This is a genomic window from Nocardia sp. CC227C, assembly GCF_030767025.1.
GTDB lineage: Bacteria > Actinomycetota > Actinomycetes > Mycobacteriales > Mycobacteriaceae > Nocardia.
In genome coordinates, this window is record NZ_JASITE010000006.1 from 374,647 (window position 1) to 400,023 (window position 25,377).

At 71.3% G+C, this 25,377-nt stretch carries 24 protein-coding genes and 1 pseudogene; 13 read left to right on the top strand and 12 right to left on the bottom strand.

The genetic code is table 11. The features are described from left to right. Position 1: 1 nt before the first annotated feature. Positions 2–1,399, top strand: coding sequence for a metallopeptidase TldD-related protein (locus tag QMO76_RS15210; RefSeq protein ID WP_306361989.1), 1,398 nt, complete (start codon positions 2–4; stop codon positions 1,397–1,399). Between the two features lie 101 nt (positions 1,400–1,500). On the opposite strand, the gene QMO76_RS15215 is transcribed toward QMO76_RS15210, so the two are convergent. Then, positions 1,501–1,770 (bottom strand): helix-turn-helix transcriptional regulator, encoded by a 270-nt coding sequence (locus tag QMO76_RS15215; RefSeq protein ID WP_306361934.1) that lies wholly within the window; start codon positions 1,768–1,770, stop codon positions 1,501–1,503. Between the two features lie 78 nt (positions 1,771–1,848). On the opposite strand from QMO76_RS15215, the pseudogene map reads away from it, so the two are divergent. Further along, positions 1,849–2,615 (top strand): annotated as a pseudogene (map, locus tag QMO76_RS15220) (type I methionyl aminopeptidase). A gap of 16 nt (positions 2,616–2,631) precedes the next feature. Here map and QMO76_RS15225 read toward each other — a convergent pair. Beyond that, a complete protein-coding gene (locus QMO76_RS15225) occupies positions 2,632–3,351 on the bottom strand; it encodes a glyoxalase (protein WP_306361935.1) in 720 nt (239 codons plus the stop codon). A 131-nt stretch (positions 3,352–3,482) separates the two neighbouring features. Between QMO76_RS15225 and QMO76_RS15230 the strand changes: the two genes are divergently transcribed. Beyond that, positions 3,483–4,067: a PadR family transcriptional regulator gene (locus QMO76_RS15230; protein ID WP_306361936.1), complete on the top strand. Its 585-nt coding sequence runs from the start codon at positions 3,483–3,485 to the stop codon at positions 4,065–4,067. Positions 4,068–4,076: 9 nt separating this feature from the next. Beyond that, positions 4,077–4,460 carry a PPOX class F420-dependent oxidoreductase gene (locus QMO76_RS15235; protein WP_306361937.1) on the top strand — a complete coding sequence of 128 codons (384 nt, stop codon included), beginning with the start codon at positions 4,077–4,079 and terminating at the stop codon, positions 4,458–4,460. 122 nt (positions 4,461–4,582) lie between these two features. Here the strand turns inward: QMO76_RS15235 and QMO76_RS15240 are convergent, their stop codons facing one another. Further along, positions 4,583–5,113 carry a hypothetical protein gene (locus tag QMO76_RS15240; protein WP_306361938.1) on the bottom strand — a complete coding sequence of 177 codons (531 nt, stop codon included), beginning with the start codon at positions 5,111–5,113 and terminating at the stop codon, positions 4,583–4,585. Positions 5,114–5,397: 284 nt separating this feature from the next. Continuing rightward, complete coding sequence (gene cobN / locus QMO76_RS15245; protein ID WP_306361990.1) at positions 5,398–9,222, bottom strand: cobaltochelatase subunit CobN; 3,825 nt, start codon at positions 9,220–9,222, stop codon at positions 5,398–5,400. Between the two features lie 206 nt (positions 9,223–9,428). Here cobN and QMO76_RS15250 point away from each other — a divergent pair, with 206 nt between their 5' ends. The 5 genes from QMO76_RS15250 (at position 9,429) to QMO76_RS15270 (ending at position 14,209) form a co-directional block, all read left to right on the top strand. Then, positions 9,429–9,743, top strand: coding sequence for a hypothetical protein (locus tag QMO76_RS15250; RefSeq protein ID WP_306361939.1), 315 nt, complete (start codon positions 9,429–9,431; stop codon positions 9,741–9,743). 69 nt (positions 9,744–9,812) lie between these two features. Next, positions 9,813–11,021, top strand: a complete 1,209-nt coding sequence (gene cobG / locus QMO76_RS15255) for a precorrin-3B synthase (protein WP_306361940.1) — start codon at positions 9,813–9,815, stop codon at positions 11,019–11,021. A gap of 410 nt (positions 11,022–11,431) precedes the next feature. After that, positions 11,432–12,067, top strand: coding sequence for a precorrin-8X methylmutase (locus QMO76_RS15260; protein WP_306361941.1), 636 nt, complete (start codon positions 11,432–11,434; stop codon positions 12,065–12,067). After that, a complete protein-coding gene (locus QMO76_RS15265; protein WP_306361942.1) occupies positions 12,064–13,593 on the top strand; it encodes a precorrin-2 C(20)-methyltransferase in 1,530 nt (509 codons plus the stop codon). Before QMO76_RS15260 ends, QMO76_RS15265 begins: the two co-directional genes overlap by 4 nt. A gap of 73 nt (positions 13,594–13,666) precedes the next feature. After that, positions 13,667–14,209, top strand: coding sequence for a PadR family transcriptional regulator (locus QMO76_RS15270; protein WP_306361943.1), 543 nt, complete (start codon positions 13,667–13,669; stop codon positions 14,207–14,209). On the opposite strand, the gene QMO76_RS15275 is transcribed toward QMO76_RS15270, so the two are convergent. Together QMO76_RS15275 and QMO76_RS15280 are read right to left on the bottom strand one after the other, a co-directional pair. Then, positions 14,202–14,948, bottom strand: coding sequence for a cobalt-precorrin-6A reductase (locus tag QMO76_RS15275; protein WP_306361991.1), 747 nt, complete (start codon positions 14,946–14,948; stop codon positions 14,202–14,204). The two genes, QMO76_RS15270 and QMO76_RS15275, sit on opposite strands and share 8 nt — an antisense overlap. After that, the gene (locus tag QMO76_RS15280; protein WP_306361944.1) at positions 14,945–15,547 is read right to left on the bottom strand and encodes a hypothetical protein; all 603 of its coding nucleotides are present in this window, start codon (positions 15,545–15,547) and stop codon (positions 14,945–14,947) included. Before QMO76_RS15280 ends, QMO76_RS15275 begins: the two co-directional genes overlap by 4 nt. Before the next feature lie 243 nt (positions 15,548–15,790). Here QMO76_RS15280 and QMO76_RS15285 point away from each other — a divergent pair, with 243 nt between their 5' ends. Further along, the gene (locus QMO76_RS15285; protein WP_306361945.1) at positions 15,791–15,979 is read left to right on the top strand and encodes a putative quinol monooxygenase; all 189 of its coding nucleotides are present in this window, start codon (positions 15,791–15,793) and stop codon (positions 15,977–15,979) included. A gap of 43 nt (positions 15,980–16,022) precedes the next feature. On the opposite strand, the gene QMO76_RS15290 is transcribed toward QMO76_RS15285, so the two are convergent. The 3 genes from QMO76_RS15290 to QMO76_RS15300 form a co-directional block, all read right to left on the bottom strand. Continuing rightward, on the bottom strand, positions 16,023–16,352 hold the full coding sequence (locus QMO76_RS15290) for a hypothetical protein (RefSeq protein ID WP_306361946.1): 330 nt from the start codon (positions 16,350–16,352) through the stop codon (positions 16,023–16,025). A 74-nt stretch (positions 16,353–16,426) separates the two neighbouring features. Next, entirely contained in the window at positions 16,427–17,668 is a 1,242-nt protein-coding gene (gene cbiE / locus QMO76_RS15295) for a precorrin-6y C5,15-methyltransferase (decarboxylating) subunit CbiE (RefSeq protein WP_306361947.1), read from the bottom strand. Beyond that, complete coding sequence (locus QMO76_RS15300) at positions 17,665–18,414, bottom strand: SDR family NAD(P)-dependent oxidoreductase (RefSeq protein ID WP_306361948.1); 750 nt, start codon at positions 18,412–18,414, stop codon at positions 17,665–17,667. Before QMO76_RS15300 ends, cbiE begins: the two co-directional genes overlap by 4 nt. Before the next feature lie 65 nt (positions 18,415–18,479). Between QMO76_RS15300 and QMO76_RS15305 the strand changes: the two genes are divergently transcribed. Further along, complete coding sequence (locus tag QMO76_RS15305; protein ID WP_306361949.1) at positions 18,480–18,899, top strand: PPOX class F420-dependent oxidoreductase; 420 nt, start codon at positions 18,480–18,482, stop codon at positions 18,897–18,899. A 96-nt stretch (positions 18,900–18,995) separates the two neighbouring features. Then, positions 18,996–19,655: a PhoU domain-containing protein gene (locus tag QMO76_RS15310; protein ID WP_306361950.1), complete on the top strand. Its 660-nt coding sequence runs from the start codon at positions 18,996–18,998 to the stop codon at positions 19,653–19,655. A 20-nt stretch (positions 19,656–19,675) separates the two neighbouring features. Here QMO76_RS15310 and QMO76_RS15315 read toward each other — a convergent pair whose 3' ends face one another. Further along, positions 19,676–20,803 carry a Xaa-Pro peptidase family protein gene (locus QMO76_RS15315; RefSeq protein ID WP_306361951.1) on the bottom strand — a complete coding sequence of 376 codons (1,128 nt, stop codon included), beginning with the start codon at positions 20,801–20,803 and terminating at the stop codon, positions 19,676–19,678. A gap of 75 nt (positions 20,804–20,878) precedes the next feature. On the opposite strand from QMO76_RS15315, the gene QMO76_RS15320 reads away from it, so the two are divergent. Next, positions 20,879–21,832, top strand: a complete 954-nt coding sequence (locus QMO76_RS15320; protein WP_306361952.1) for a 5'-3' exonuclease — start codon at positions 20,879–20,881, stop codon at positions 21,830–21,832. Positions 21,833–21,913: 81 nt separating this feature from the next. Here QMO76_RS15320 and QMO76_RS15325 read toward each other — a convergent pair whose 3' ends face one another. Continuing rightward, complete coding sequence (locus QMO76_RS15325; protein WP_306361953.1) at positions 21,914–22,624, bottom strand: DUF4333 domain-containing protein; 711 nt, start codon at positions 22,622–22,624, stop codon at positions 21,914–21,916. A 57-nt stretch (positions 22,625–22,681) separates the two neighbouring features. Beyond that, positions 22,682–25,375, bottom strand: coding sequence for an RNA helicase (locus QMO76_RS15330; RefSeq protein ID WP_306361954.1), 2,694 nt, complete (start codon positions 25,373–25,375; stop codon positions 22,682–22,684). Positions 25,376–25,377: the final 2 nt, after the last annotated feature.

The window sequence follows — 25,377 nt, forward strand, 5'->3', positions numbered from 1 at the left end:
CATGATCGCAGCACCCGAGGTGGTGGAGACCGCGCTGCGGCACTCCCGCGCGGACGAGGCCGTCGTCCTCGTCACCGACGCCCACGACGCGTCGCTGCGCTGGGCCGGGAACTCCATGACCACCAATGGTTCCTCGGTCTCGCGCGAATGGGCGGTCGTCTCGATCTTCCGGGAGGGCCCGCGGGTCGCACGGGTCGGCAGTGTCGGTTCCACCAGCGTCGATCCGGCCGAGATCGAATCCGTGGTGCGCGCCAGCGAGGCCGCGGCCCGCACCGCCGAACCGGCCCGCGACGCCGTGCCGCTGTTGACGCCGGAGACGGTCGGCCCCGCCGGACCGGACGCCGAGCTGCCCTGGGACGGCTCCCCCGCGAGTACCGACATCACCGTCTTCGAGGGCTTGGCCCGTGATCTCGCGGTCGGCTTCGACGGTGCGGACCGCCTCTACGGATTCGCCCACCACCAGATGCATTCCAGCTGGCTGGGCACCTCCACCGGAATCCGCCGCCGCTGGGTGCAGCCCACCGGATCGGTGGAGGTCAATGGCAAACGCGGTTCCGGCGCGGAGCTGGCCAGCGCCTGGGCCGGCGCGGGCACCGTCGATTTCACCGATGTCGACACCCCCGCCCTGCTGGCCGAACTCACCCGCCGCCTGGACTGGTCGAAGCGGCGGGTGGACCTGCCCGCCGGACGCTACGAGACCCTGCTGCCGCCGTCCGCGGTGGCCGATCTCATGATCTACATGGTGTGGAGTATGGAGGGCCGCGGCGCACAGGAGGGCCACACCGCCTTCTCCCGTCCGGGCGGCACCCGCATCGGTGAGCAGCTCACCGACATCCCGCTCACGCTGTACTCCGATCCGAGCGCCGCGGGTCTGGAGTACCGGCCGTTCGCGGCCACCCCGTCGTCCTCGGAGTCGCTGTCGGTCTTCGACAACGGCCTCACCGCGCGCCGGGTGGACTGGCTGCGCGACGGCGCGATCGCCTCCCTGGTGTATCCACGCGCCACCGCCGCCGAATTCGACGCCGCCGCCACGCTGCCCGGCGAGAATCTGCTCATGACCGGCGGCACCGACGCCTCGCTCGCGGATATGGTGGCCCGCACCGAACGCGGCCTGCTGCTCACCTGCCTGTGGTACATCCGCGAGGTGGACCCGGCCACCCTGTTGCTCACCGGACTCACCCGCGACGGCGTCTATCTGGTCGAGGACGGCGAGGTGACGGCCGCGGTCAACAACTTCCGCTTCAACGAGAGTCCGCTGGATCTGCTGCGCCGGGTCGGAGAGGCGGGCCGCACCGAGATCACCCTCCCCCGCGAATGGAAGGATTGGTTCACCCGCACCGCCATGCCCGCGCTGCGCATTCCGGACTTCCACATGTCGTCGGTGAGCCGGGCGACCTGATCCGCGTGATCGCGCCGGGGGCGAACAGGGTGCCGGAGCGGCCGGGACGCGGGCATGCTGGAAGCAACACGGTCATCACGCAATTCGGAACCGCGTGGCGGTCAGGATGCCGAGCGCCGCGGCGAGGCGGTGGGCTGGCAGCTCTCGGCGAGGTCGTCCAGCGGAATGCCGAGGGCGCGGCTGAGCGCCACGATGGTGCCGAAGGCCGGGGTGGGCACCCGACCCGATTCGATCTTGCGCAGGGTTTCCGGGGAGATGCCCGCCGTCGCGGCGACCTCGGCGAGATCACGTCCGGCGCGGGCGGTGCGCAGGGCGTGGCCCAGGCGGCGTCCGGCCTCGATCTGGGCGGGGGTCAGCGGTAGTCGGACCATGCGGGCCACTCTACTCGATTTGGTATTTGAATACCGACTCGGACTAGGCTGGTATTAAAATACCAATCGGAGGTTGCCATGGTGGAACTGAAATCGCCCGCGGAGATCGCCCGCATGCGGGTCACCGGCCGTTTCGTGGCCGAGGTACTCGGCGAACTGCGGGAGCGGGCCCAGGTCGGCGTCAATCTGCTGGACCTGGAAAGACATGTGCGGGAACGGATCCGCGAGCGCGGCGCGCAGTCCTGCTACTGGGACTACGCACCCTCCTTCGGCCGCGGCCCGTTCCGCAATACCGTCTGCCTGTCGGTGAACGACGCCGTCCTGCACGGACTGCCCTTCGACTACGCCCTGCGCGACGGCGATGTGCTCAGCATGGATCTGGCGGTCGGCATCGACGGCTGGGTGGCCGACGCCGCCACCACCGTCATCGTGGGCACCCCCGCCGCCGAGGATCGGCGGCTGGTCCGCGCCACCGAGGACGCCCTGGCCGCCGCCATCGACGTCGCCCGGCCGGGCAATCGGGTCGGCGACATCTCCGCCGCCATCGCGGCCGTGGCGCACGGCTACGGCTACCGCGTGAACACCGAATTCGGCGGGCACGGCCTGGGCCGCACCATGCACGAGGATCCGCATATCGCCAATGCGGGCCGGCCGGGGCGCGGCTATCGACTGCGCCCCGGCCTCACCATCGCCATCGAGCCCTGGTTCGCCCGCACCACCGATCACGTGGTCACCGATCCGGACGGCTGGACCATCCGCTCGGCCGACGGCTCGCGCACCGCGCATTCCGAGCACACCGTGTGGCGATCACGGCCGACGGTCCGGAAGTGCTGACCGCGGCCTGACCATCGGGCCGGGCGGTCAGTCCGTCGCGTCGAGCCACTCCTCCAACTCGCCGACCACCCGCAGCTCCGTCGCGACCACCGCCCGGTCGGCCTCGGAGAGCTCCAAGACCGCCAGTTGGGACCGCCATTCCTCAGCCTGTTCGGCATCGCCGGTGGCGACCGCGAGCTCCAGCAGTTGCGCCAGCGCCCGCCCCCGGTCGAGGGCGGGCGCGGTCGCACCGAACCGTTTGAGGCCGGTCACGATGGCGCGGGCGGCGGCCTTGTCGTCCAGCTTGGAGTCGCGCAGGATGCGAGCGTTGTCGAGGACCCGCGCCAATCCCTCGAGGCCGGGCGCGCCGCCGTACTCCGGGTCCGGCTCATCGGGGCGGATGTAGATGATGGCGTTGCCGATCGGGTCGACCACCGTGAACCGCGTCTGACCGGGCCGGAAGCGGGTGATGCGCGGATTCCCGCGCGCGGGCACCCTGCCGTAGCGGGCGCGCAGCGCGGCGGTGAACTCCGCGTGCAGCTTCTCCACATCCTCCACGAGGACCAGGCAGCCGACATGGGCGGCCTGCGCGTCGACACCGCCGTGCGGGGTCGGCCCGAAATGCACGTGCCACCCGTCGCGCTCGACGGTCCCGTAGGTGTACGGGCGCGTCTGCTCACTGGTGACCTCGTAGCCGAGCGTGCGATAGAAGTCCAAAGTTTCCGGCAGATTCCCGCCCCACAGCACCGGCACCGAGAGGTTGACCATCCCATCACCTCGATCTTGGTAATCAAATTTGACTACCCCAGGCTAGGGACGCGTCGAGCCGGAAGTCAAGTTTGATTACCAAGGGTGACTACCATGGACGGGCCCGCCACCGCCGCCGAAGGAGTTCCGCCATGTCGACCGTGCGCCTGCTCGTTCTCGGTGTGGTGCGCCTGCGTCCGGAGCCGAGCTACGGCTACGCCGTGCGTCGCGAACTGCTGTCCTGGCGGGCCGAGACCTGGACCAATGTGAAGCCCGGCTCGATCCACCACGCGCTCGGACAGCTGGCACAGCAGGGGTGCCTGCGATCGCTCGGCACCGAGGGCAGCAGCCGGGGCCCGGGACGCACCCTCTACGAGATCACCCCGGCCGGTGAACACGAGTTCCTGCGACTGCTGGAAACCGCCCTGGTCAGCGTGGATATGGAAGAACTGGGGGCGGGTATCGCCTTCATGGATGCCCTCCCCCGGGCGCGGGTGATCGAGCTGCTGCGTGAGCAGCGCGCCCGCAGCGAGCAGATCCGGGTCGAACTGCTCGACATGATCCCGGAGTTCCCGAGCCGCCATCAGGCCCCGTACTCGACCGACCTGCTGGAGCTGTGGAGCGGCGTCTTCGGCAATCTCACCGGCTGGACCGCCGGACTGCTGGCCCGACTGGAGGCGGGCGAATACCGCATGGCGGACGATCCGGACACGGCGAGCGGAGTGGGCGCGGGTTAGGCTGCGGGCGTGGACAATCCGTTCGGCCCGGTGGGCGAATCCAAATACGTGCTGCTGACCACCTACAAGAAGGACGGCACGCCGGTCGGCACCGCGGTCTGGGCGGTGCTCGACGCGGGTCGCCTCTACGTGTGGACCGTGACCGACAGCTGGAAGGTCAAGCGGCTGCGCCGCGACCCCAGGATCACCCTGCAACCCTGCGACGCCCTCGGCAAACCGCGCGGCGCGGTGGTCACCGGCACCGGCGTCGTCCTGGACGCCGCGGGCACCGACCGTGCCCGCGCACTCATCAAGCGCAAGTACGGCATCGCGGGCTGGCTCGGCGTGCAGGGCAGCCTGCTGCGCCGTGGCCGCGGCGGCACCATCGGACTGGAGATCACCGCCGACAGCTGAGCGAACCGGGGCGGACCATCCGACCGCGGGCGGCTACGACGCGCGCGGGGTGACGGCCAGCCCCGGCACCGCCGGAGCCGGGCTCCGACGGTGCCGAGTAGCGGCCGCCTCCCGTCTCGGTGTCAGCGCTGGCTCGCGATGATGGCACCGATCAGGCCGCCTACCCCACAGCCGACGACCGCGCCGACCACGAAGAAGAACACACCGATCACCGCGCCGACCACACAGCCGATGAGCGCACCGGCCACGATCGATCCGGCATCTGCGACATGCTGCAACGCAACGGTTTCGGCCGTGGCGGGCGCGAGGTCCGCGGCGCTGGCCGGGTGGACGGTCAGCATGGTGCCGCTGGCATCCAGTTGCGGCACAACGCTGATCGAGCGGTCCGCCACCTGGTAGGTGAGCGGAATGGCCGCGATGGTGGCGCCGCCGGGCGCGATGACGGCCACCGCGTCGTGGCCGAGTTCGAAGCGGCCGGAGGCCAGGGTGGTGGTGACGGCGCTGCGGTCGGGGGCGAGCGTGGTGGTGTACTCGACCCCTCGATCGACACCACTGATGCCCGGTGCGGCCGGAGCGCCCTGTGCCGTCGCCGTGGCAATGCCCAGCGCGGCGGCGGAAATGAATGCGGTAGCAGCGAATTTGGCAATACTCATGATCATTACTCGCAATCGAGAGCCGATTCACCCCGGGTTCGAGTTCGGCGAATTCGATCAATGCGGCGAATCGGGGGATCAGTTATGCCCGATGCCTCTCCGAGATGACATGTCTCCCCGAGATGACATGCCTCTCCGAGATGACATCGAACGATTCTTATGATCCTCTCAGAGTCGGAGCTGCGGAAGACCCCTGAACCAGGGTTGTCCGCCGATGTCCGCGGTACACGCCGCCGCACCCGCGCCGGTGCGCCTCCGTCGCCGGAGGCGCACCGCTCGCCGAATTATTCGAGTTCACCCTCGGTTTCGAGGTAGATCTGCTTCAACCGCGCGAGCGTCTCCGGTTCCGGCCGCTCCCACAGGTTCCGTTCCGCCGCCTCCAGCAAGCGTTCCGCGATGCCGTGCAGCGCCCAGGGATTCGACTGTTCCATGAACTTGCGATTCACCTCGTCGAAAACGTAGCTGTCGGCGAGTTTCTCGTACATCCAGTCGGCGACCACATTGGTGGTGGCGTCGTAGCCGAAGAGATAGTCGACGGTGGCGGCCATTTCGAACGCGCCCTTGTAGCCGTGCCGCCGCATGGCGTCGAGCCAGCGCGGATTCACCACGCGCGCACGGAACACGCGGGTGGTCTCCTCCGAGAGGGTGCGGGTGCGCACGGAATCCGGGCGGGTGCTGTCGCCGATATAGGCTTCCGGATTCTTGCCGGTGAGCGCGCGCACCGCGGCCACCATACCGCCGTGGTACTGGAAGTAGTCGTCGGAGTCGGCGATATCGTGCTCGCGGGTGTCGGTGTTCTTGGCCGCCACCGCGATCCGCCGATACGCCGAACGCATGTCGTCGGCGGCGGGCGCGCCGTCGAGATCGCGGCCGTAGGCGTAGCCGCCCCAGGTGGCGTACACCTGCGCGAGATCGTCGTCGGTGCGCCAGCTCTTGGAGTCGATGAGCTGGAGCAGACCCGCGCCGTAGGTGCCGGGCTTGGAACCGAAGATACGGGTGGTGGCGCGGCGCTCGTCACCGTGCTCGGCCAGATCCGACCGGGTGTGGGCGCGCACGTAATTCGACTCGGCGGGTTCGTCGAGCCCGGCCACCAGGCGCACCGCGTCGTCGAGCAGGGCGAGCACATGCGGGAATGCGTCGCGGAAGAAGCCGGAGATGCGCACGGTCACGTCGATGCGCGGACGGCCCAGCTCCTCGAGGGCGATGGGCTCGAGGGTGGTGACGCGGCGGCTGGCCTCGTCCCATACCGGCCGCACCCCGAGCAGGGCGAGGACCTCGGCGATGTCGTCGCCCGCGGTGCGCATGGCGGAGGTGCCCCATACCGACAGGCCGACCGACTTCGGGTACTCCCCGTGGTCGGCGAGATAGCGCTCGAGCAGCGAATCCGCCATGGCCTGACCGGTTTCCCAGGCCAGTCGTGAGGGCACCGCCTTGGGGTCGACGGAGTAGAAGTTGCGGCCGGTGGGCAGCACGTTGATCAGGCCGCGCAGCGGCGAGCCGCTCGGCCCGGCCGGAATGAAGCCACCGGCGAGCGCGTGCAGCACCCGTTGGACCTCCACCTCGGTCTGCCGCAGCCGCGGCACCACCTCGGTGGCGGCGAACCGCAGCACCGCCCGCACGGCGTCCGGACCGACGGCGGGCGCGGTCGAACCGGCGGATGTGGCCGCACCGCCGGGTGCGACAGCGTTTCCGGGCACGACCGTCGTCCCGCCCGCGGCCGAACGGCCTGCCTCAGCTGCCACCGAATCCCCGCGCTTCTCCGTGTCCCCCGCCAGGGCCGCGCCCGGTGCCGCCGCGTCCCCGGAGGCGGCGGCGTCCGCGAGTGCCGGTGTGGTCCCGGCGTTCTCACCCGTGCCGCCCACCGGGATCTGCGCGTCGACGATCGCGTCGATGGCGTCGACCGACCAGTCCGCGGCCTGCAAGGCGGCCACGAGAGCGCGGGCGCGCGCCTCGAAGCTGTCCACCCGGTTGCGGGATTCGTCGCCGGATTCGCTGAGCCCCAGCGCTTCTCGCAGACCGGGCACGGACACCTCGCCGCCCCACAGCTGGCGGGCGCGCAGCATGGCCAGCACCAAATCGACCTCGGTCTCCCCCGCCGGGGCCTGGCCGAGCACGTGCAGGCCGTCGCGGATCTGCACATCCTTGATCTCGCACAGCCAGCCGTCGACGTGCAGCAGCATATCGTCGAAGACGTCCTCGTCCGGGCGCTCCTCGAGGCCCAGGTCGTGGTCCATCTTGGCGGCGCGCATCAGGGTCCAGATCTGCTGCCGGATGGCGGGCAGCTTGGCCGGGTCCAGCGCGGAGATATTGGCGTGCTCGTCGAGCAGCTGCTCCAGCCGCGAGATATCGCCGTAGGTCTCGGCGCGCGCCATGGGCGGGATGAGGTGATCGACCAGGGTGGCGTGGGCGCGGCGCTTGGCCTGCGTGCCCTCGCCCGGATCGTTCACCAGGAACGGGTAGATGAGCGGCAGATCGCCCAGCGCGGCGTCGGTGCCGCAGGAGGCGGACATGCCGAGGGTCTTGCCGGGCAGCCACTCCAGATTGCCGTGCTTGCCCAGGTGCACCATGGCGTCGGCGGCGAAGCCCTCGGGCGCGGCGAGCCAGCGGTAGGCGGCCAGATAGTGGTGACTGGGCGGCAGATCCGGATCGTGGTAGATGGCCACCGGATTCTCGCCGAAGCCGCGCGGCGGCTGCACGATCAGCACCACATTGCCGAAGCGCAGTGCGGCGATGACGATCTCGCCCGCGGGATCGGCGGAGCGGTCCACGTACAGCTCGCCCGGCGGCGGCCCCCACGCCTCGATCACGTTCTCACGCAGATCGTCCGGGAGCGTCTCGAACCAGGCGGTGTAGGTGTCCGCGCCGATGCGGATCGGGTTGCCCTCGAGCTGTTCGGCGGTGAGCCAGTCCGGATCCTGGCCACCGGCGGCGATCAGGGCGTGGATGAGCGCGTCGCCGTCGCCCTGTTCCAGGCCCGGGATCTCCCCCGGTTCGCCGAGATCGTAGCCGGCGGCCCGCATCTCGGTGAGCAGCCGGATGGCGCTGGCCGGGGTGTCCAGGCCGACCGCATTGCCGATGCGGGCGTGCTTGGTCGGATACGCCGACAGCATGAGCACCACGCGCTTGTCGGCATTGGGGATATGGCGCAGCCGGGCATGGCGCACCGCGATCCCGGCCACCCGCGCCGCCCGCTCCGGATCGGGCACGTAGGCGGACAGCCCGTCGGCGTCGAACTCCTTGAAGGAGAACGGCACCGTGATGATGCGGCCGTCGAATTCCGGCACCGCCACCTGGGTCGCCACATCCAGCGGCGACAGGCCGTCGTCGTTGTCCTCCCACTGGGCCCGGCTGCTGGTCAGGCACAGCCCCTGCAGGATGGGCACATCCAGGTCGGCGAGCGCGCCCACGTCCCACGCCTCGTCCTCGCCCCCGGCGGAGGCGGTGGCGGGTTTGGTGCCGCCCGCGGCCAGCACGGTCACCACGAGCGCGTCGGCCTCGCGCAGCCGGGCCAGCAGCTCCGGCTCGGCGGCGCGCAGCGAGGCGCAGTACAGCGGCAGCGGCCGCGCCCCGGCCGCCTCGATGGCGGTGCACAGCGCGTCGACATAGGCGGTGTTCCCGGCCAGCTGCTGGGCGCGGTAGTAGACGACCGCGACGGTGGGCGCGTCCGCGGCGACCGGGCGCGCGGTGCGCTCGAGCTCACCCCAGCGCGGCATGTCCACCGGCGGTTCGAAGCCGTGCCCGGTGAGCAGCACGGTGTCGGACAGGAAATTGTGCAGCTGCCGCAGATTCAGCGGCCCGCCCGCGGCGAGGTAGTTGTGCGCGTCCGCGGCCACGCCGCCGGGCACGGTGGACTGCTCCATGAGTTCGGCGTCGGGCGCGATCTCGCCGCCCAGCGCGACCAGCGGAATGCCGCTGGCGCGCAGCACATCGAGGCCCTCCTCCCAGGCGCGGACGCCGCCGAGGATGCGCACGATCACCAGATCGGCGCCCGCGAGCAGGGCGGGCAGATCCTCCGGCAGCAGCCGCGCCGGATTGGCGAGCCGGTAGTCGGCTCCGCTGGCGCGGGCACTGAGCAGATCGGTATCGGAGGTGGACAGCAGCAGAATCACGGTTCGGCCTTCCTTGGGGTGACGCGCCCGGCACGGTTCGGCGCTCATGGGGAAGGTCTGACTGTCACAGTGGCGCGACCGCACCGGAATTGCACCGGTTTCTTCCGTCCGACGAGCCTCGCGACTCTATCGCGCGGGGATCACAGTGCTGCAACCTCTCCGCCCGGCCCTGTTCCGCGACCGGCGCCGCGGCGTACGCTGCGCGTATGCCGAACACACCGGGTTGGGTCAGGCGGAATCGCTTCGCCGCCTGGTCAGGGTACTTTTGCGCATTGGTTGCCTTCGCAACGCTGGCAATGGCTTTGACCGCCGCCGGCACCGGACATTCGCAGTGGGCGATCGTCGCCGGCGGAATCTGCGCGGCCACACTTCTGTTCGCGCTGATGCTGATGACCACGACCGTGCACCGCGACCATCTCGACCACCACGATGTGCCGAGCCTGCTCAACGACAGCTACGCGACCAGTCCGGGGTGGGCCCGGCAGCGCGACACGGCGCACGAACCGCATCGACTGGGCTGATCGCCGTCCGATGTCCCCGTCGCCGCCCCGGCGGCGGGGACATCGGCGCAGCCGTAGGCTGGATGGGTCATGACTCGAACAGATCCCGACTCCTGCCCGGGCGTGCTGCGACTGCACGAAGCCGCCGACGGACCACTGGCCCGCATTCGCGTCCCCGGCGGCCGGCTGGCCCCGGCCCAGGTGCAGGTGCTGGCCGAGGCGGCGCAGGAGCTCGCCGACGGCAGGATGGATCTCACCGCCCGCGCCAATGTGCAGTTGCGCGGGGTGCGCGACGCCGCCGAGTTGGAGCGGCGGTTGCGGGCGGCCGGGCTGCTGCCCAGCGGCACGCACGAACGGGTCCGCAATATCGTCGCCTCGCCGCTGTCGGGCCGGGTCGGCGGCTGGACCGATGTGCACGCCCTGGTTCCGGCACTCGATGCCGGATTGCGCGCCGCGCCGCGGCTCGCCGGGCTGCCGGGCCGGGTGCTGTTCACCCTCGACGACGGCCGCGGCGATGTGAGCGGCCTCGGCGCGGATATCGGGGTGCACGCGGTCGACGAGAACGGCTACGCCGTGGTGCTGGCGGGCCGCGACTCCGGTCTGCGCGTGCGCGCCGACCGTGCCGTCGATACCGTGCTGCACGCCGCGCACGAATTCCTGGACCTGCGCGCGGACCAGTGGCGACTGCACGAGATCCCGGACGGCCCGGCGTTGCTGGCGCGGCGGCTGCTCGCCGCGCATGCGCATCTCACCACCGCCGAGACCGTGGATCTGCCGCCGCGCCGGGACCTTCCGATCGGCTGGCTGACCCAGGCCGACGACCGGGTGGCGCTGGGCGCGGGTGTGCGCCTGGGCTCGCTGCCCGCGCGCACCGCCGAATTCATCGCCGCCGTCGACCGCCCGGTCGTCCTCACCCCCTGGCGCGGCCTGGTCATCACCGACCTCGACGAATGGGCCGCCGAGCAGGTGGTGCGCGTACTCGCCCCCATGGGCCTCATCTTCGACGCCGCCTCCCCCTGGCTCCAGGTCACCGCCTGCGCGGGTCGCCCCGGCTGCGCCAAATCACTGACCGACGTCCGCGCCGACGCCGCCGCCGCGGTCGAGGCGGGCCGGGTGCGGCCTTCCGGCCCACCGCCACCCGCCGTCACCGGTCTGGCGGGCGACGAGGTGGTCGCCACCGGCCGTCAGCACTGGTCCGGCTGCGACCGCCGCTGCGGCCGCCCCCGCGGCCCCGCCACCGAGGTCACCGCCACCCCCACCGGGTACCGCGTGATACCGCCGGGGTCCGCCACCACGTGACCGACCGCGCACGCGTCGGGTGACCCCCGGCCCACCTGCCGGGCGCGCGCCGCCCCGATTCACCTACGCCGACCCGATTCGCGTACGCCGACCCGGTCACGTACGCCAACCGACTCACATACGCCGACACGTACGCCAATCCGACGCGCGTACACCGACCCGACACCTACGCCGACCCGACTCACATACACCGACACGACACATGCGCCGACCCGGTCACGTAGGCGGCCCACAGGTACCGACCCGATCGCGCGACGCGGGCACGGGCGGTCGGTGCCGTCGTGGCACACCCGCGGTTTCGGGTCCGACCACATGTCGCCGGTGCCGCATCCGAGGCGGCCGGTACCCGACCGCTCCCAGCCCGTACCCGGCGCGCGGCGGTCGTGGGCGCTCCTCTTAGTCTGGACGCCATGTCCGACGTGCGTGCCAGCTATCTCACCGACGGGGCCGAGATCTATCGGCGCTCGTTCGCCACGATTCGCGCCGAAGCGGAGCTGGCGCGGTTCCCGGCGGAGGTGTCGCAGGTGGTGGTGCGGATGATCCACGCCTGTGGGCAGGTGGATCTGGCGGAGGACGTGCAGTTCAGCACCGATGTGGTGGTGCGGGCGCGGGCGGCGCTGCGGGGCGGTGCGCCGATTCTGTGCGACGCCAAGATGGTGGCGTCGGGGGTGACGCGCAAGCGGCTGCCCGCCGACAACGAGGTGCTGTGCCTGCTCGATGATCCGCGGGTGCCGGAATTGGCGGCGGCGCTGGGCAATACGCGCTCGGCGGCGGCGCTGGAGCTGTGGCGGGACCGGCTCGACGGCGCGGTGGTGGCCATCGGGAATGCGCCGACCGCGCTGTTCCATCTGCTGGACATGCTGGACGCGGGTGCGCCGCGCCCGGCCGCGGTGCTCGGTATCCCGGTCGGATTCATCGGCGCGGCCGAATCCAAGCAGGCCCTCGCGGACTACGGCGGGGTGGAGTATCTGACGGTGCGCGGCCGACGCGGTGGCAGCGCCATCACCGCCGCCGCCCTCAATGCGATTGCGAGCGAACAGGAATGAGCGGCAAGCTCTGGGGTGTGGGGCTGGGGCCGGGCGATCCGGAACTGGTGACGGTCAAGGCGGCGCGGGTGATCGGCGCGGCCGACGTGATCGCCTTCCACAGTGCCCGCCACGGCCGCAGCATCTCCCGCGGCATCGCCGCGCCCTATATGCGCCCGGGTCAGCTCGAGGAGCACCTCGTCTATCCGGTGACCACCGAGACCACCGACCATCCCGGTGGCTATCAGGGCGCGATCGACGAGTTCTACGAATCCGCCGCCGATCTGCTGGCGGGCCACCTGGCCGCCGGACGGTCGGTGGCCCTGCTCGCCGCCGGCGACCCGCTGTTCTACAGCTCCTTCATGCATATGCACCGCCGTCTCGCGGACCGCTTCGACACCGAGATCATTCCCGGCGTCACCTCGGTGAGCGCGGCCGCGGCCGCGCTGGGCACCCCGCTGGTGGAGGGCGACCAGGTGCTGACGGTGCTGCCCGGCACCATGCCGGTGGACGAGCTCACCCGCCGCCTGCGTGACACCGACGCCGCCGCCATCATGAAGCTCGGCCGCACCTACCCCGGTGTGCGCCGAGCCCTCTCGGATGCGGGGCGGCTCGACGACGCCTACTACGTGGAACGCGCCAGCAGCACCCGCCAGCGCGTGCTGCGCGCCGCCGACGTCGACGACGCCAGCGTGCCGTATTTCGCCATCACCGTCGTCCCCGGACCGGAACCCGCGACCCCGATCCCGGTGACCGCCGCGACCGGCCCCGCACCCGGCACGGCGGCCGACGACCGCGCCGCGCGCGGCGAGGTGGTCGTCGTCGGCCTCGGTCCCGGTGCGGCCGAATGGACCACGCCGGAGGTCACGCGGGCGCTCGCCGAGGCCACCGATATCGTCGGCTACAGCACCTATGTGCGCCGGGTGCCCGCCCGTCCCGGGCAGCGCCGCCACGCCAGTGACAATCGGGTGGAGTCCGAGCGCGCCGCCATGGCCCTCGATCTCGCCAAGCACGGGGCGCGAGTGGCGGTGGTGTCCTCGGGTGATCCGGGTGTGTTCGCCATGGCGGCGGCCGTGATCGAGGAGTCGGCCGATCCGCAGTGGCGCGACGTCCCGGTGCGGGTGCTGCCCGGGATGACGGCGGCCAGTGCGGTGGCGAGCCGGGTCGGCGCACCGCTGGGTCACGACTTCGCCATGATCTCGCTGTCGGACCGGCTCAAGCCGTGGGAGGTGGTGGCGCGCCGGATCGCCGCCGTGGCCACGGCCGATATGGCCTTCGCCGTCTACAATCCGGCCTCCGCGCAGCGTACCTGGCAGGTGGCGGCCATGCGGGAGTTGGTGCTCGAGCACCGCAAACCCGATACCCCGGTGGTGCTCGGCCGCGATGTGGGCGGCCCGACCGAATCGGTGCGGGTGGTGACCCTCGCGGAGCTGGACCCGGCCGAGGTGGATATGCGCACCCTGCTCATCGTGGGCGCGTCCACCACCACGGCGTTCGACACGGCGGGTGGGCCGCGCGTCTTCACCTCCCGCCGCTACACCGATTAATATTCCATAGTGGAAGATGGCGGCGTGGGCGCTTCCCACACCGCATCGAGTTCGGCGTGGGAAGGGAGTGCAGGTGGCAGACAAATCGCAACGCCCGCTCAATTCGACGGCCGCGTCGCTATTGGGATTCCTGCACCAGGGCCCCATGTCCGGCTGGGATCTGGTCGCCCTGGCCCAGGACAAGATCGGCGACTTCTGGACCATCACCCAGAGCCAGGTGTACCGCGAACTCGCCACCATGCATCAGCACGGCCTGGTGGACAAGGGCGAGGCCGGAGCACGCGACCGCACCCCCTACCGGATCACCGAGGCGGGCCGCGAGGCGTTCGCCCAGTGGATCGCCCGCGATCCGGGCGCGGAGACCATCCGGGTGCCGCTGCTGCTCACCCTGTCCTTCGGTGAGTTCGTGGAATCCGAACGGCTGCAACGCATCATCGACGCCAACCGGGAGATCCACGAACAGCGCCTCGCCGGGTATCTCACCGGTCACGACGAGCAGCGGCAGTCCCCGTTCGAGCGCGCCACGCTGGATTTCGGCATCCGCTACGAACGCGCGGTCCTGGAATGGTTCGACCGGCTGCCCGAACTGCTCGGCGAGAACAGCCGGCTCACCTGAGCCGGTGCGCCGCGCGCAGCCAATCCCAGGCGGCGGCAGCGGTTTCCACCGAACGGGCGCCCTCCGGCAGCGGCGGGCGGTCCACCACGACCACGGGCAGTCCCAGGGTCCGGGCGGCGTCGAGTTTGGCCTCGGTCTGCGCGCCGCCGCTGTCCTTGGTGACCAGGGCGTCGATCCGCCGGTCGTTCAGCAGCGCGGTTTCGTCGGCGACGGCGAACGGGCCGCGGGCCAGCAGCAGTTCGTGCCGCGGGGGCAGTGCGCCCTCCGGCGGGTCGATGGCCCGGATGAGGAACCACTGCCCGGTCAGCTCCGCGAAGGCGGGCACGCCCTGGCGGCCGATGGTGAGGAAGATCCGATCCCCCAGTCCGGCGACGGCGCGCGCGGCGGCGGGCAGATCCGGCACGCGGATCCAGCGGTCCCCCTGCCGTGGCGTCCAGCCCGGTCGGCGCACGTGCAGGATCGGCAGCCGCAGACTCGCGGCGGCCGCGGCGGCATGGGCGGTGATACCCCCGGCGAACGGATGGGTGGCGTCGACGATGGCCTCGATACGGTTGTCCGACAGCCAGGTTCGCAGCCCGTCCACACCGCCGAAGCCGCCGATGCGCACCTCCCCCGCCGGCAGCAGTGGGTCGCGAACGCGACCGGCGAGCGAGGAGACGATCTCGAATCCCCGCTCGCCGGAAGCGGTTTCGGCGAGCATCCGCGCTTCGCGGGTGCCGCCGAGAATCAGTGCCCTCAGGGCTGCCCGCTGAAGTAGGCCGAGCCCGAGTCGATCAGCGGCTGACCACCGGCCACCAGCAGACCGATGAGCGCGCCGATGATGGCGCCCGGAATCGCGGAGACCACCAGCCCGAGCAGGCCGATGGCGCCGCCGATCACCGCGCCCACCGCCGCGCCGAGCGCGGCGCGCTGCAATTCGGCGAAGAACCACTGCTGCGCCGAGATGGCCCGCGCGTGCGCGTTCGGCCCGACCTCGGGGGCCAGCGACAGCTCCTGGCCGCCGTCGGCGACGGCGGCGACGATCTGCACATCCTCGCCGCCGGCCTCACCGGTCAGCGGCACCTGCGCCACCACCGCACCGGATTCGTTGGTCAGGCTCACGGCCTGCCCGTCGGCGTCGAGGCTGAACCTCCCACCGGTCACCGTGGTGACGATGGCATCGCCCGCCTCGGCCAGCGCGATGGTGTAGTCGACACCCTGATCCTGCCCGCGCACCTGCGCGGCGACCGATTCCGGAGCGGTTGGCGCTTGCACCGGTGCAGCGTATCCGGTCCCGGCGGCGATTCCGGTGGCGGCGGCGGCGAACAGGGCGGTGGCGGCGAACTTCGTGTACTTCATCAAGTCTCCCGATATGGCTGATACCGAACCCGATAACGATCGGGTCACGGCTCGCCACCCTACCGTTCGACTATCCATGTTTCAGTCCGAGGGGGAACCGCCCGCCCGCCGCGACACCTCGTCGGCCAGCAGGTCCAGCAGGCCCGGAAAGCGTTGCGCGAGATCGGCCCGGCGCAGGCGCGCCATATTGCTGTTGCCACGATCGACCTGCCGGATCAGTCCCGCCTGCCGCAGTATCCGAAAGTGGTGTGTGCGAGTGGCTTTCGAGACCGGCAGTACGAGGTGTGGCGCTCATCCGCCGATCTGGACCGGCACCTGGCCCGGCCGCATATGCGGGACTTCTGGGAACACCGCATGGACTACCTGGAACGCGATCTCGAGATCCACTACCTCACCATGCGCAGCCCCTACCCCCGCCCCACGGCCGCATAGGTTCCCGGCCCCCACCCGTACGGGGGCCGATGGTGCGCGCCGGTCAGTGGCCTTGCCGCGCGGTCGGATCGGGATGGCGGCGGTGGCCGCGACGCCACTCGACGTAGAGCCACAGCGCGCCGCACAGCAGCAGAGCCGCACAGCTGAAGGCAGCGATCGTCGCCCACCCGGCGAAGCCGTAGCCCGCCGCCGTGAGCGCCAGCGCCAAGGCCACCACACCCAGCCCGCACAGCACGATGCCGGGCACGTTGTAGCCGTCCTCGATACCCTCACCGGCGTGGTGGCGAACCTTTCGCGACCGCCGCCCGAGTTCGGTTCGGGCGAAGACGGGCAGCGCCTCGGCTCCTGTCCATCGATGTCGAATCCGAGTCATGACACACCTCCATCGAGGCGGACGGAAACTTCCGCCCGATAGCTGGGATCTACCCAGCGTACGGCGGGCGAACCTCAGTTACCAGGTTTGCGCACCGACCATTGGGCCACCGGCAGCTGCGGCCGCCAGGAGGTGAATCCGCCCAGGGGTTCCCCGCGGTGGATCTGGATGCGGCGCAGCGTGCCGCCGTGCGTGGCGGACAGGGTGAGCAGCAGCGCTTCCGATTCGGCGGTGACGGCGTTGGCGACCAGGCGGCCGCCGGGACGCAGCGCGTCCCAGCAGGCGTCGACCATGCCGTCCTGGGTGAGGCCGCCGCCGAGGAAGACGGCATCGGGGGCGGGCAGGTCGGCGAAGGACCGCGGGGCCGCACCGCGCACCTCGACGCCGGGCACGCCGAGGGCGAGGGCGTTCGCGCCGATCTGCTCCCGACGCGCCTCCCACCGTTCGAAGGTGACGGCGCGGCAACCGGGATGCGTGCGGCACCACTCGATGGCGATGGTGCCCGAACCGCCGCCGATATCCCAGAGCAGTTCGCCCGGCGCGGGGGCCAGCGCGGCGATGGTGAGCGCGCGCACCTCCGATTTGGTCAGCTGGCCGTCGCCGCCGTACACCGTGTCCGGCAGGCCGGGCAGGCGGCTCAGGCGCACCGCCGCCGGATCGGCCACGCAGTCCACGGCCACGATATTGAGGGCGTCGCCGGGCGGCTGCGCCCAGGTGGCGGCCGTACCCGCCACGATCCGCTCCCCCGGTCCGCCCAGCTGCTCCAGCACCGTCACCGTCGACTCGCCGAACCCGTTGCGCGCCAGCAGTTCCGCCAGCCGCGCCGGGGTGTGCTCGTCGGTGCTCAGCAGCAGCACGCGACGACCGTCGGCGAGTTCGGGCAGCACCGTCTCCAGCCGCCGTCCGACCGCGCTCACCACCGGTGTCTCGGCCAGCGCCCAGCCGAGCCGGGCGCAGGCCAGCGAGGCCGAGGACGGCTGCGGGAGCACCCGCAGGGCGTGCGCGCCGACCAGCCGGGCCAGGGTCACGCCGATGCCGTAGAACATCGGATCGCCGCTGGCGAGGACGCAGACCCGTTCCCCCGCATACCGTTTCAGCAGTCCGGTGAGAGCGGGCAGCAGCGGCGAGGGCCAGCTCACCCGGGCGGCGCCGCCCTCGTCGGGCAGCAGTGCCAGCTGCCGCGCCGAACCCAGCACCACCTCCGCGTCGGTGAGCGCCCGGCGCGCCACACCGCCGAGGCCGTCCCAGCCGTCGGCGCCGATGCCGATCACCGTGATCGGCTGGGCGACCGGCCAATCCAGCGCCGCGGCGATCATCGCGGCATCCGCCGCCAGACCGCCCGCGGCACCAGCCGCATGGCGAGGAACATCAGCCGCAGCGCGCCGGGCACCACCGCGACCCGCGAGCGCCGCCGCAGCCCGGTCACCACACCGTCGGCGACCTGGTCGGGGGTGCTGGACAACGGGGCCGGATCCATGCCCGCGGTCATCCGCCCGATCACGAAGCCCGACCGCACCAGCAGCAGATGCACACCGCTGCCGTGCAGGGCGTCGGCGAGGCCGCTGGCGAAGCCGTCCAGGCCCGCCTTGGCCGAGCCGTACACGTAGTTGGCCCGCCGCACCCGCACCCCGGCGATGGAGCTGAAGGCCACGATCTGCCCGCCGCCCTGGGCCCGCAGCAGATTCGCCAGCACGGTCAGCACGCTCACCTGGGCCACGTAGTCGGTGTGCACCACCGCCACCGCGTGCGCCGGATCCCGTTCGGCGCGCGCCTGATCGCCCAGTACGCCGAAGGCCACCACCGCCACCCCGATCCGGCCGTAGTCGGCCGCCACCTTCTCCAGCAGCGGCTGGTGGCCCGATGTGTCGTCGGCATCGAATTCCAGCGTGTGCACGGCGCCGGCGCCCGCGGCGGTGATCGTCCGCCGCTCCTCGTCGAGATCGCCGCTGCGGCGCGCGGCGAGCACCACGACCCGCCCGGGAGCCAACCGCCGCGCCACGGCGACCCCGATCTCACTGCGCCCACCCAGCACCAGCACCACGCCATCGTCGATCTCGGACATGACGCTCAGTCTGCCAAAGGGGCCGCCGCGGCCCGGCCGCCGCCCGGAGTTGATAGCGTCGGCTCATGCCGACCCCGCGCCCCGAGCTCTCCGCCGCCGCCCTCGAGTTCGTCGCCGAGCGCCATCTGGCCACGTTGACCACGCTGCGCGCCGACGGCACCCCGCATGTGGTGCCGGTGGGGTTCACCTGGGATCCGGAGGCCGGTGTCGCCCGCGTCATCACCAGCGACGGCAAGGTGAAGGTGCGCAATGTGCGGCGATCGGGGTACGCGGCACTGAGTCAGGTGGACGGCCCCCGGTGGCTCACACTGGAGGGTCCGGCCGAGGTGCTCGACGACGCGGTGAGCGTGGCCGACGCGGAACAGCGGTACACGCGGCGCTACCGGGTGCCGCGGGAGAACCCGGCCCGGGTGGTCATCGCGGTCAAGGTGGCGCGGGTGCTGTCGAGCGGCACGCTGAAGGACGGCGACGCGGCGGCGCGCTGAGCCGCGCACGGGGTTCCGGTCACACCGAATTCGCATACCTGCCGGTCCATTTCGCGAATTTGTGCGTCCCGGCCACGCGGCAGCGAAGATAACCCGGTGCGGACGAAATTCTCCTACGAGCTCACCACGCTGACCCACGAGCTCGCCCATATGGCGCGACTCGCGAACGAGGCCACCGAGCGGGCCACGGCCGCGCTGACCGAGACCGATCTGGGGGCCGCCTACGAGGTCTTCGCCCTCGAGGAGCAACTCCAGGTCAAACACGCCAGATGTGAGGACAGATCCGTCATCCTGCTCGCCCTGGAGGCGCCGGTGGCGCGCGATCTGCGCCATGTGGTGACCGCCATCCAGATCGCCGACGACCTCAACGGCATCGGCGGTTCGCTCAGCCGGGTGGCCGACAGCGTGGTGCGCCGCCACCCGCTGCCCGTGGCGCCGCCGCACGTGGTCACCCTGCTGACCGGAATGGCCACCGCCACCGCGCGTCTGGCCGCCGCCGCGGCGGCGGCCATCGTCGCCCGGCCACCGTCCCCGGATCTGGCGCCGATACCGCCCGACGACACCCTCGACCGGCTGCACCGCCAGCTGCTGCGGGTGGTCGGCGACACCAGCTGGGGGCACGGCGCGGCCATGGCGGTGGACGTGGCCCTGCTGGCGCAGCACTACGACCGCTGTGCCGCGCACTGTGTCCGCATCGGACGCCTGATCCGCTTCCTGCACACCGGAATTCCGCTCTCGGCGCAGGTGGAACCCTGACGCCGAACGTATCCGAGCCGCTACAGGCGGGTCAGGCCGTGCGGGCGGGTATTGACCGATTCGCAGCCGTCCGCGGTCACCACGACGATGTCCTCGATGCGGGCGCCCCACTCACCGGCGAAGTAGATCCCCGGTTCGACGCTGAACGCCATCCCCGCCGCGAGCGGAATGTCGTTGCCCGCCAAGATATACGGCTCCTCGTGCACCGACAGGCCGATCCCGTGACCGGTGCGGTGCACGAAGTTGCTCCCCAAACCAGCGGCGGCCAGGCGATCGCGGGCGGCGGCGTCGACGGCATGTGCGGTCACGCCCGGCCGCACGGCGGCCACCGCGGCGGCCTGGGCGCGCTCCAGTTCGGTGAACTGGGCGGCGATCTCCTCGGACGGTTCACCGAGCACGTAGGTGCGGGTGCAGTCGGAGAAGTACCCGGGTTCGACCGGGCCGCCGATATCCACCACCACCACGTCACCGTCGGAGATCACGCGGTCGGACACCTCGTGGTGCGGATCCGCGCCGTGCGGGCCGCTGCCGACGATCACGAAGGCGGCGCGGGTATGCCCCTCCTCGACGATGGCCGCGGTGATGTCGGCGGCCACCTCGCGTTCGGTGCGCCCGACGCGCAGGAACTCGCCCATGCGCGCGTGCACCCGGTCGATGGCGGCGCCCGCGCGGCGCAGTGCGTCGATCTCGGTGGCGTCCTTGATCATTCGCAGCTGCCGCAGGATCGGGGTGGCCGAGACGGGCAGCTGCCCCAGGGTGTCGGCGACGGGCAGCAGGTGCAGGGCGGGCATATGGTCGTCCACGGCGGTGCGCGCCCCGGCGTTCAGCACCGATTTCACCAGCGCGTACGGATCGACCCCGTCGGTCCAGTCGACCACCCGCAGGCCCAGTTCGCCCGCCGCCGAACCACCCAGCGCGGCCAGCTCCAGCTTGGGGATGATCACCGACGACGTCTCCCCCGACGCCGGTATCACCAGACAGGTGAGGCGCTCGAACGACTGCGCCCGGGAACCGATCAGATATTGCAGGTCGGGGCCGGGGGTGATGAGCAGCGCGTCGAGATGTGCGGCGCGGGTCAACTCCGCCGCCCTCTCCAGTCGCGCTCCGTAGACGTCCGCTGTGAACCGTGACTCGTCGTGAGAGCTCATAGGGTTCGACGTTACCCGTGTCGCGGCGCGACCTCGACACCGTCTGTCGGCGGCGGGCGGTAGCGTCTGGAGACCATGAGCAACCCCACCGGTCCGCTGCTGCTGCTCGACGGAGCCAGTCTCTGGTTCCGCGCGTTCTACGCCATTCCCGAGAAGATCACCGCACCCGACGGGCAGCCGGTGAACGCCCTGCGCGGATTCACCGATATGGTCGCCGCACTGATCAAACAGCATCGGCCGAGCCGGCTGGCGGTCTGCCTGGATCTGGACTGGCGGCCGAGCTTCCGGGTGGAGCTGGTGCCCTCCTACAAGGCGCACCGGCTCGCCGACGCAGCCGACCCGGAGGTCGAGGAGGTGCCCGATACGCTCACCCCGCAGGTGGACATGATCCTGCGGGTGCTGGAGGCCGCCGGGATCGCCACCGCGGGCGCGGACGGACTGGAGGCCGACGACGTGATCGGCACCCTCGCCACCCGCGAGCGCGACAGCGAGGTGATCGTGGTGAGCGGCGACCGCGATCTCATGCAGCTGGTGCGCGACGATCCCGCACCGCCGGTGCGGCTGTTCTACGTGGGCCAGGGGCTGGCCAAGGCCCAGCTCTGGGGGCCGGCCGAGGTGGCGGCGAAATACGGTGTGCCGCAGCGGAACGCGGGCCCGGCCTACGCGGATATGGCGACCCTGCGCGGTGACGCCTCCGACGGGCTGCCCGGTGTGGCGGGCATCGGCGACAAGTCGGCCGCCACCCTCATCTCCCGTTTCGGCTCGCTCGAGGCGCTGCGCGCGGCGGTGACCGATCCCGCCGCCGACCTGGCCAAGGGGGTGCGCGCCAAACTGGCCGCTGCCGACGACTATCTGAAGGCCGCGGCCCCGGTGGTGCGGGTGGTGCGCGATGCCGAGGTGGAGTTCTCCCGGCCGGACGCGCTGCCCTCGGAGCCGGTCGATCCGGCCGCCCTGGACGGCCTCGCCGCCGCCTACAACGCCGAGAGCCCGATCAAGCGCCTGGTGACGGCCCTGCGCGCCAACGCCTGAGCACCGGAACGCCGAGAGCCGGTTTCGCGCGACGGGTGTCGCGCGAAACCGGCTCTCGGACCGGCGTATTCGCGGATCGACTCAGCTGGGGCGGCCGACCTCGTAGGTGCCGTCCTCCTTGGTGATCTTGACGGTCACCTTCTTGTCCTCGCCGCCCACCTTCAGGGTGCAGTCGAAGGTGCTGTCGATCTCCACCTGCTGACCCGACGGGCAGCTGACGTCCTTGACGTCCTCGATGCCGTAGGAGTCCTTCAGCACCTGCTGCACACCGTTCTGCACGGCATTGTTGTCCAGCTGGTCCTTGGCGGTCAGGAAGAACACGCCGCCGATGACCGCGGCCACCACCACGACCGCGCCGACCACCGCGGCGACGATGACACCGGTCTTCTTCTGCTGCTGCGGCTGGCCGCCCGGCCAGGGCTGTCCGGGCTGGCCCGGCTGCTGCTGTTCCCAGCCCGGCTGCCCGGGCTGGCCCTGCTGCGGCCACTGCGGCTGGCTCTGGCCCCACTGCTGCCCGCCGGGCTGCTGCTGTTCCCAGCCCGGCTGCCCGGGCTGGCCCTGCTGCGGCCACTGCGGCTGGCTCTGCCCCCACTGCTGCCCGCCGGGCTGCTGCGGCGGCTGGCCCCACTGTCCCTGGGGCTGCTGCTGATCGCCCCACTGCTGGGTGGGCGGCGCGGGCTGCTGCTGGCCGCCCCACTGCTGTCCGGGTACGCCACCGGTCCACTGCTGAGTCGGGTCGTGACTACCCTGTCCTCCGCCCGGGGCGTCGTTCGGTCCGTACGGGCCGCTCATCTGCTTGCCTCCACTCGCGATCGTCGTACCCAACGAATCAAAGCACAACCGTTGTCGTCACGCGGCGTCCACCGCCACGACACCCCGCCGGATGGCGCGCACCGCCTTGGCCGCCGTGGCCGCCACCTCTACATCGTCGGCCGTATTGTGGATCTGGTCCAGCAGGTCGATCACCTGGCGGCACCAGCGCACGAAATCGCCCGCCGAGAGCGGATTCCCGCGATCGCCGCCGGCCAGCAGCGCATCCACCAGGTCGTCGCCGCGGGCCCAGGTGTGGATGCCCGACAGGAAGCCGAGGTCGGGTTCCCGGGTCGGCGACAGCTTGTGCCGGGCCTCGTCGGACCGCAGCCGCGACCACACCCCGATGGTGGCCTCCACCGCGCGGCGGCTGGGCTCGGTCGGCCCGGACACCCCGAGATAGCCGCCCTCCTGGCGGGATTCGTATACCAGGATGGACACCACGGCCGCCAGTTCGGCCGGGCCCAGCCCGCGCCACAGCCCCTGGCGCAGGCATTCGGCCACCACCAGGTCCGCCTCGGAATAGATGCGCGCCAGCCGCCGCCCGTCCGCGGTGACCTCGCCGTCGTCCACGTAGCCGCGCTCCTCGAGCAGGCCGACGATGCGGTCGAAGGTGCGGGCCAGGGAATTGGTGGTGGCGGCGACCTGCTGGCGCATGGACTCGGTCTCACGCTGCACCCGGTTGTAGCGTTCACCGATGCGCGCGAGCTGTTCCCGATCCGGACGGGTGTGCGCCGGATGTGCGCGCAGCGCCCGCCGCAGCGACTGCAACTGCTGGTCGTCGGCGGCTCGGGACTTCCTGCCGCCCTTGTGCCGCGGCACATTGATCCCGGTGCCGCGCAGCGCCGACGCCAGATCGCGGCGCACCCGCGCGGTGCGGTGGTCGACGTGGCGGGGCAGCCGCAGGCGGCCCAGCGGTTCGGCGGGGGTCGGGAAGTCGGCCGCCGAGATCCGGCCCGCCCACTTGTCGGCGGTCAGCACCAGCGGGCGCGGGTCGCCGGGTGAGGCATCGGGTTCCAGGATCACCGCGAGACCGGAGCGCCGCCCGGTCGGAATGGCCACCACATCGCCGCGCCGCAGTGAGCTCAGCGCGGCCACGGCCGCGGAACGGCGGTCGGTGCGACCCTGCCGTTCGATGCTGCGTTCGCGTTCCCGAATGCGTTCGCGCAGTTGGAAGTACTCCAGGAAGTCGTCGTCGCCGAGTTGGGAGCGCAGTTTGCGCAGGGTGCCCTCATTGCGTTCGATGCCGCGCACCAGCCCCACCACCGACCGGTCGGCCTGGAACTGGGCGAAGGACCGTTCCAACAGCGCCCGCGAATGCTCCGCGCCCATGCGGTCGATGAGATTGATCGACATGTTGTAGCCGGGCCGGAAGGAGCTGCGCAGCGGATAGGTGCGGGTGGAGGCCAGACCGGCCACCGCGCTGGTGTCCACGTCGGGTGTCCACATCACCACCGCGTGGCCCTCCACGTCGATGCCGCGCCGCCCGGCACGTCCGGTGAGCTGGGTGTATTCCCCCGGTGTCAGCTCCGCGTGGCTCTCACCGTTGAACTTCACCAGCCGTTCCAGCACCACCGTGCGCGCGGGCATATTGATGCCCAGTGCCAGTGTCTCCGTGGCGAAGACGGCCCGCACCAAGCCCTTCACGAACAGTTCCTCGACGGTGTGCCGGAAGGCGGGCAGCATTCCGGCGTGGTGCGCGGCCAAGCCGCGGTGCAGCGCCTCGCGCCACTCCCAGTAGCCGAGCACCTCCAGATCCGACTTCGGCAGATCCCCGGTGTGCTTCTCGATGACGGCCGCCACCTCGTCGGCGTCCCCGTCCCGGGACAGGTCCAGCCGCGAACGCAGGCACTGCGCCAGCGCGCCGTCACAGCCCGCGCGGCTGAAGATGAAGGTGATGGCGGGCAGCAACCCTTCCTCGTCGAGCCGGGCCAGCAGCTCCGGGCGCGGCAGCGGCCGGAACATGCGGCGGCCACCGCCGCGCCCCCGACCGCCGGGCACCGCCCAGCCCTCCATCCGGTCCACCGCTTCCCGATGCCGGATGTAGCGCACCAGATCCTCGTCCACGAGGACCTTCTGATCGCTGGACTCGGTATCGAACAGGTCGAACATGCGCCGCCCGACCATGACGTGCTGCCACAGCGGCACCGGCCGGGTCTCGTCCACGATCACCGCGGTGTCGCCGCGCACGGTCTCCATCCACGCGCCGAACTCCTCGGCGTTGGAGACCGTCGCCGACAGCGAGACGAGGCGCACCTCGGGCGGCAGGTGCAGGATGACCTCCTCCCACACCGCGCCGCGGAACCGGTCGGCCAGGTAGTGCACCTCGTCCATCACCACGTACGACAGCCCGTGCAGCGCGTCCGATCCGGCGTAGAGCATATTGCGCAGCACCTCGGTGGTCATGACCACCACGGGTGCGTCCGGGTTGACGGACTGGTCACCGGTGAGCAGGCCGACCGCGTCGCGGCCGTGCCGCTCGGTGAGGTCGGCGAACTTCTGGTTCGACAGCGCCTTGATGGGTGTGGTGTAGAAGCATTTGCCCCCGGAGGCCAGCGCCAGGTGCACCGCGAATTCGCCCACCACGGTTTTGCCCGCGCCGGTGGGCGCGCAGACGAGGACACTGTGCCCGCCCTCCAGGGCCTTGCACGCGTCCTCCTGGAACGGATCCAGGCTGAATTTCAGTTCGGCGGCGAACGCCGCGAGTTCGCCAGTGAGCGACCGATATGCCACTC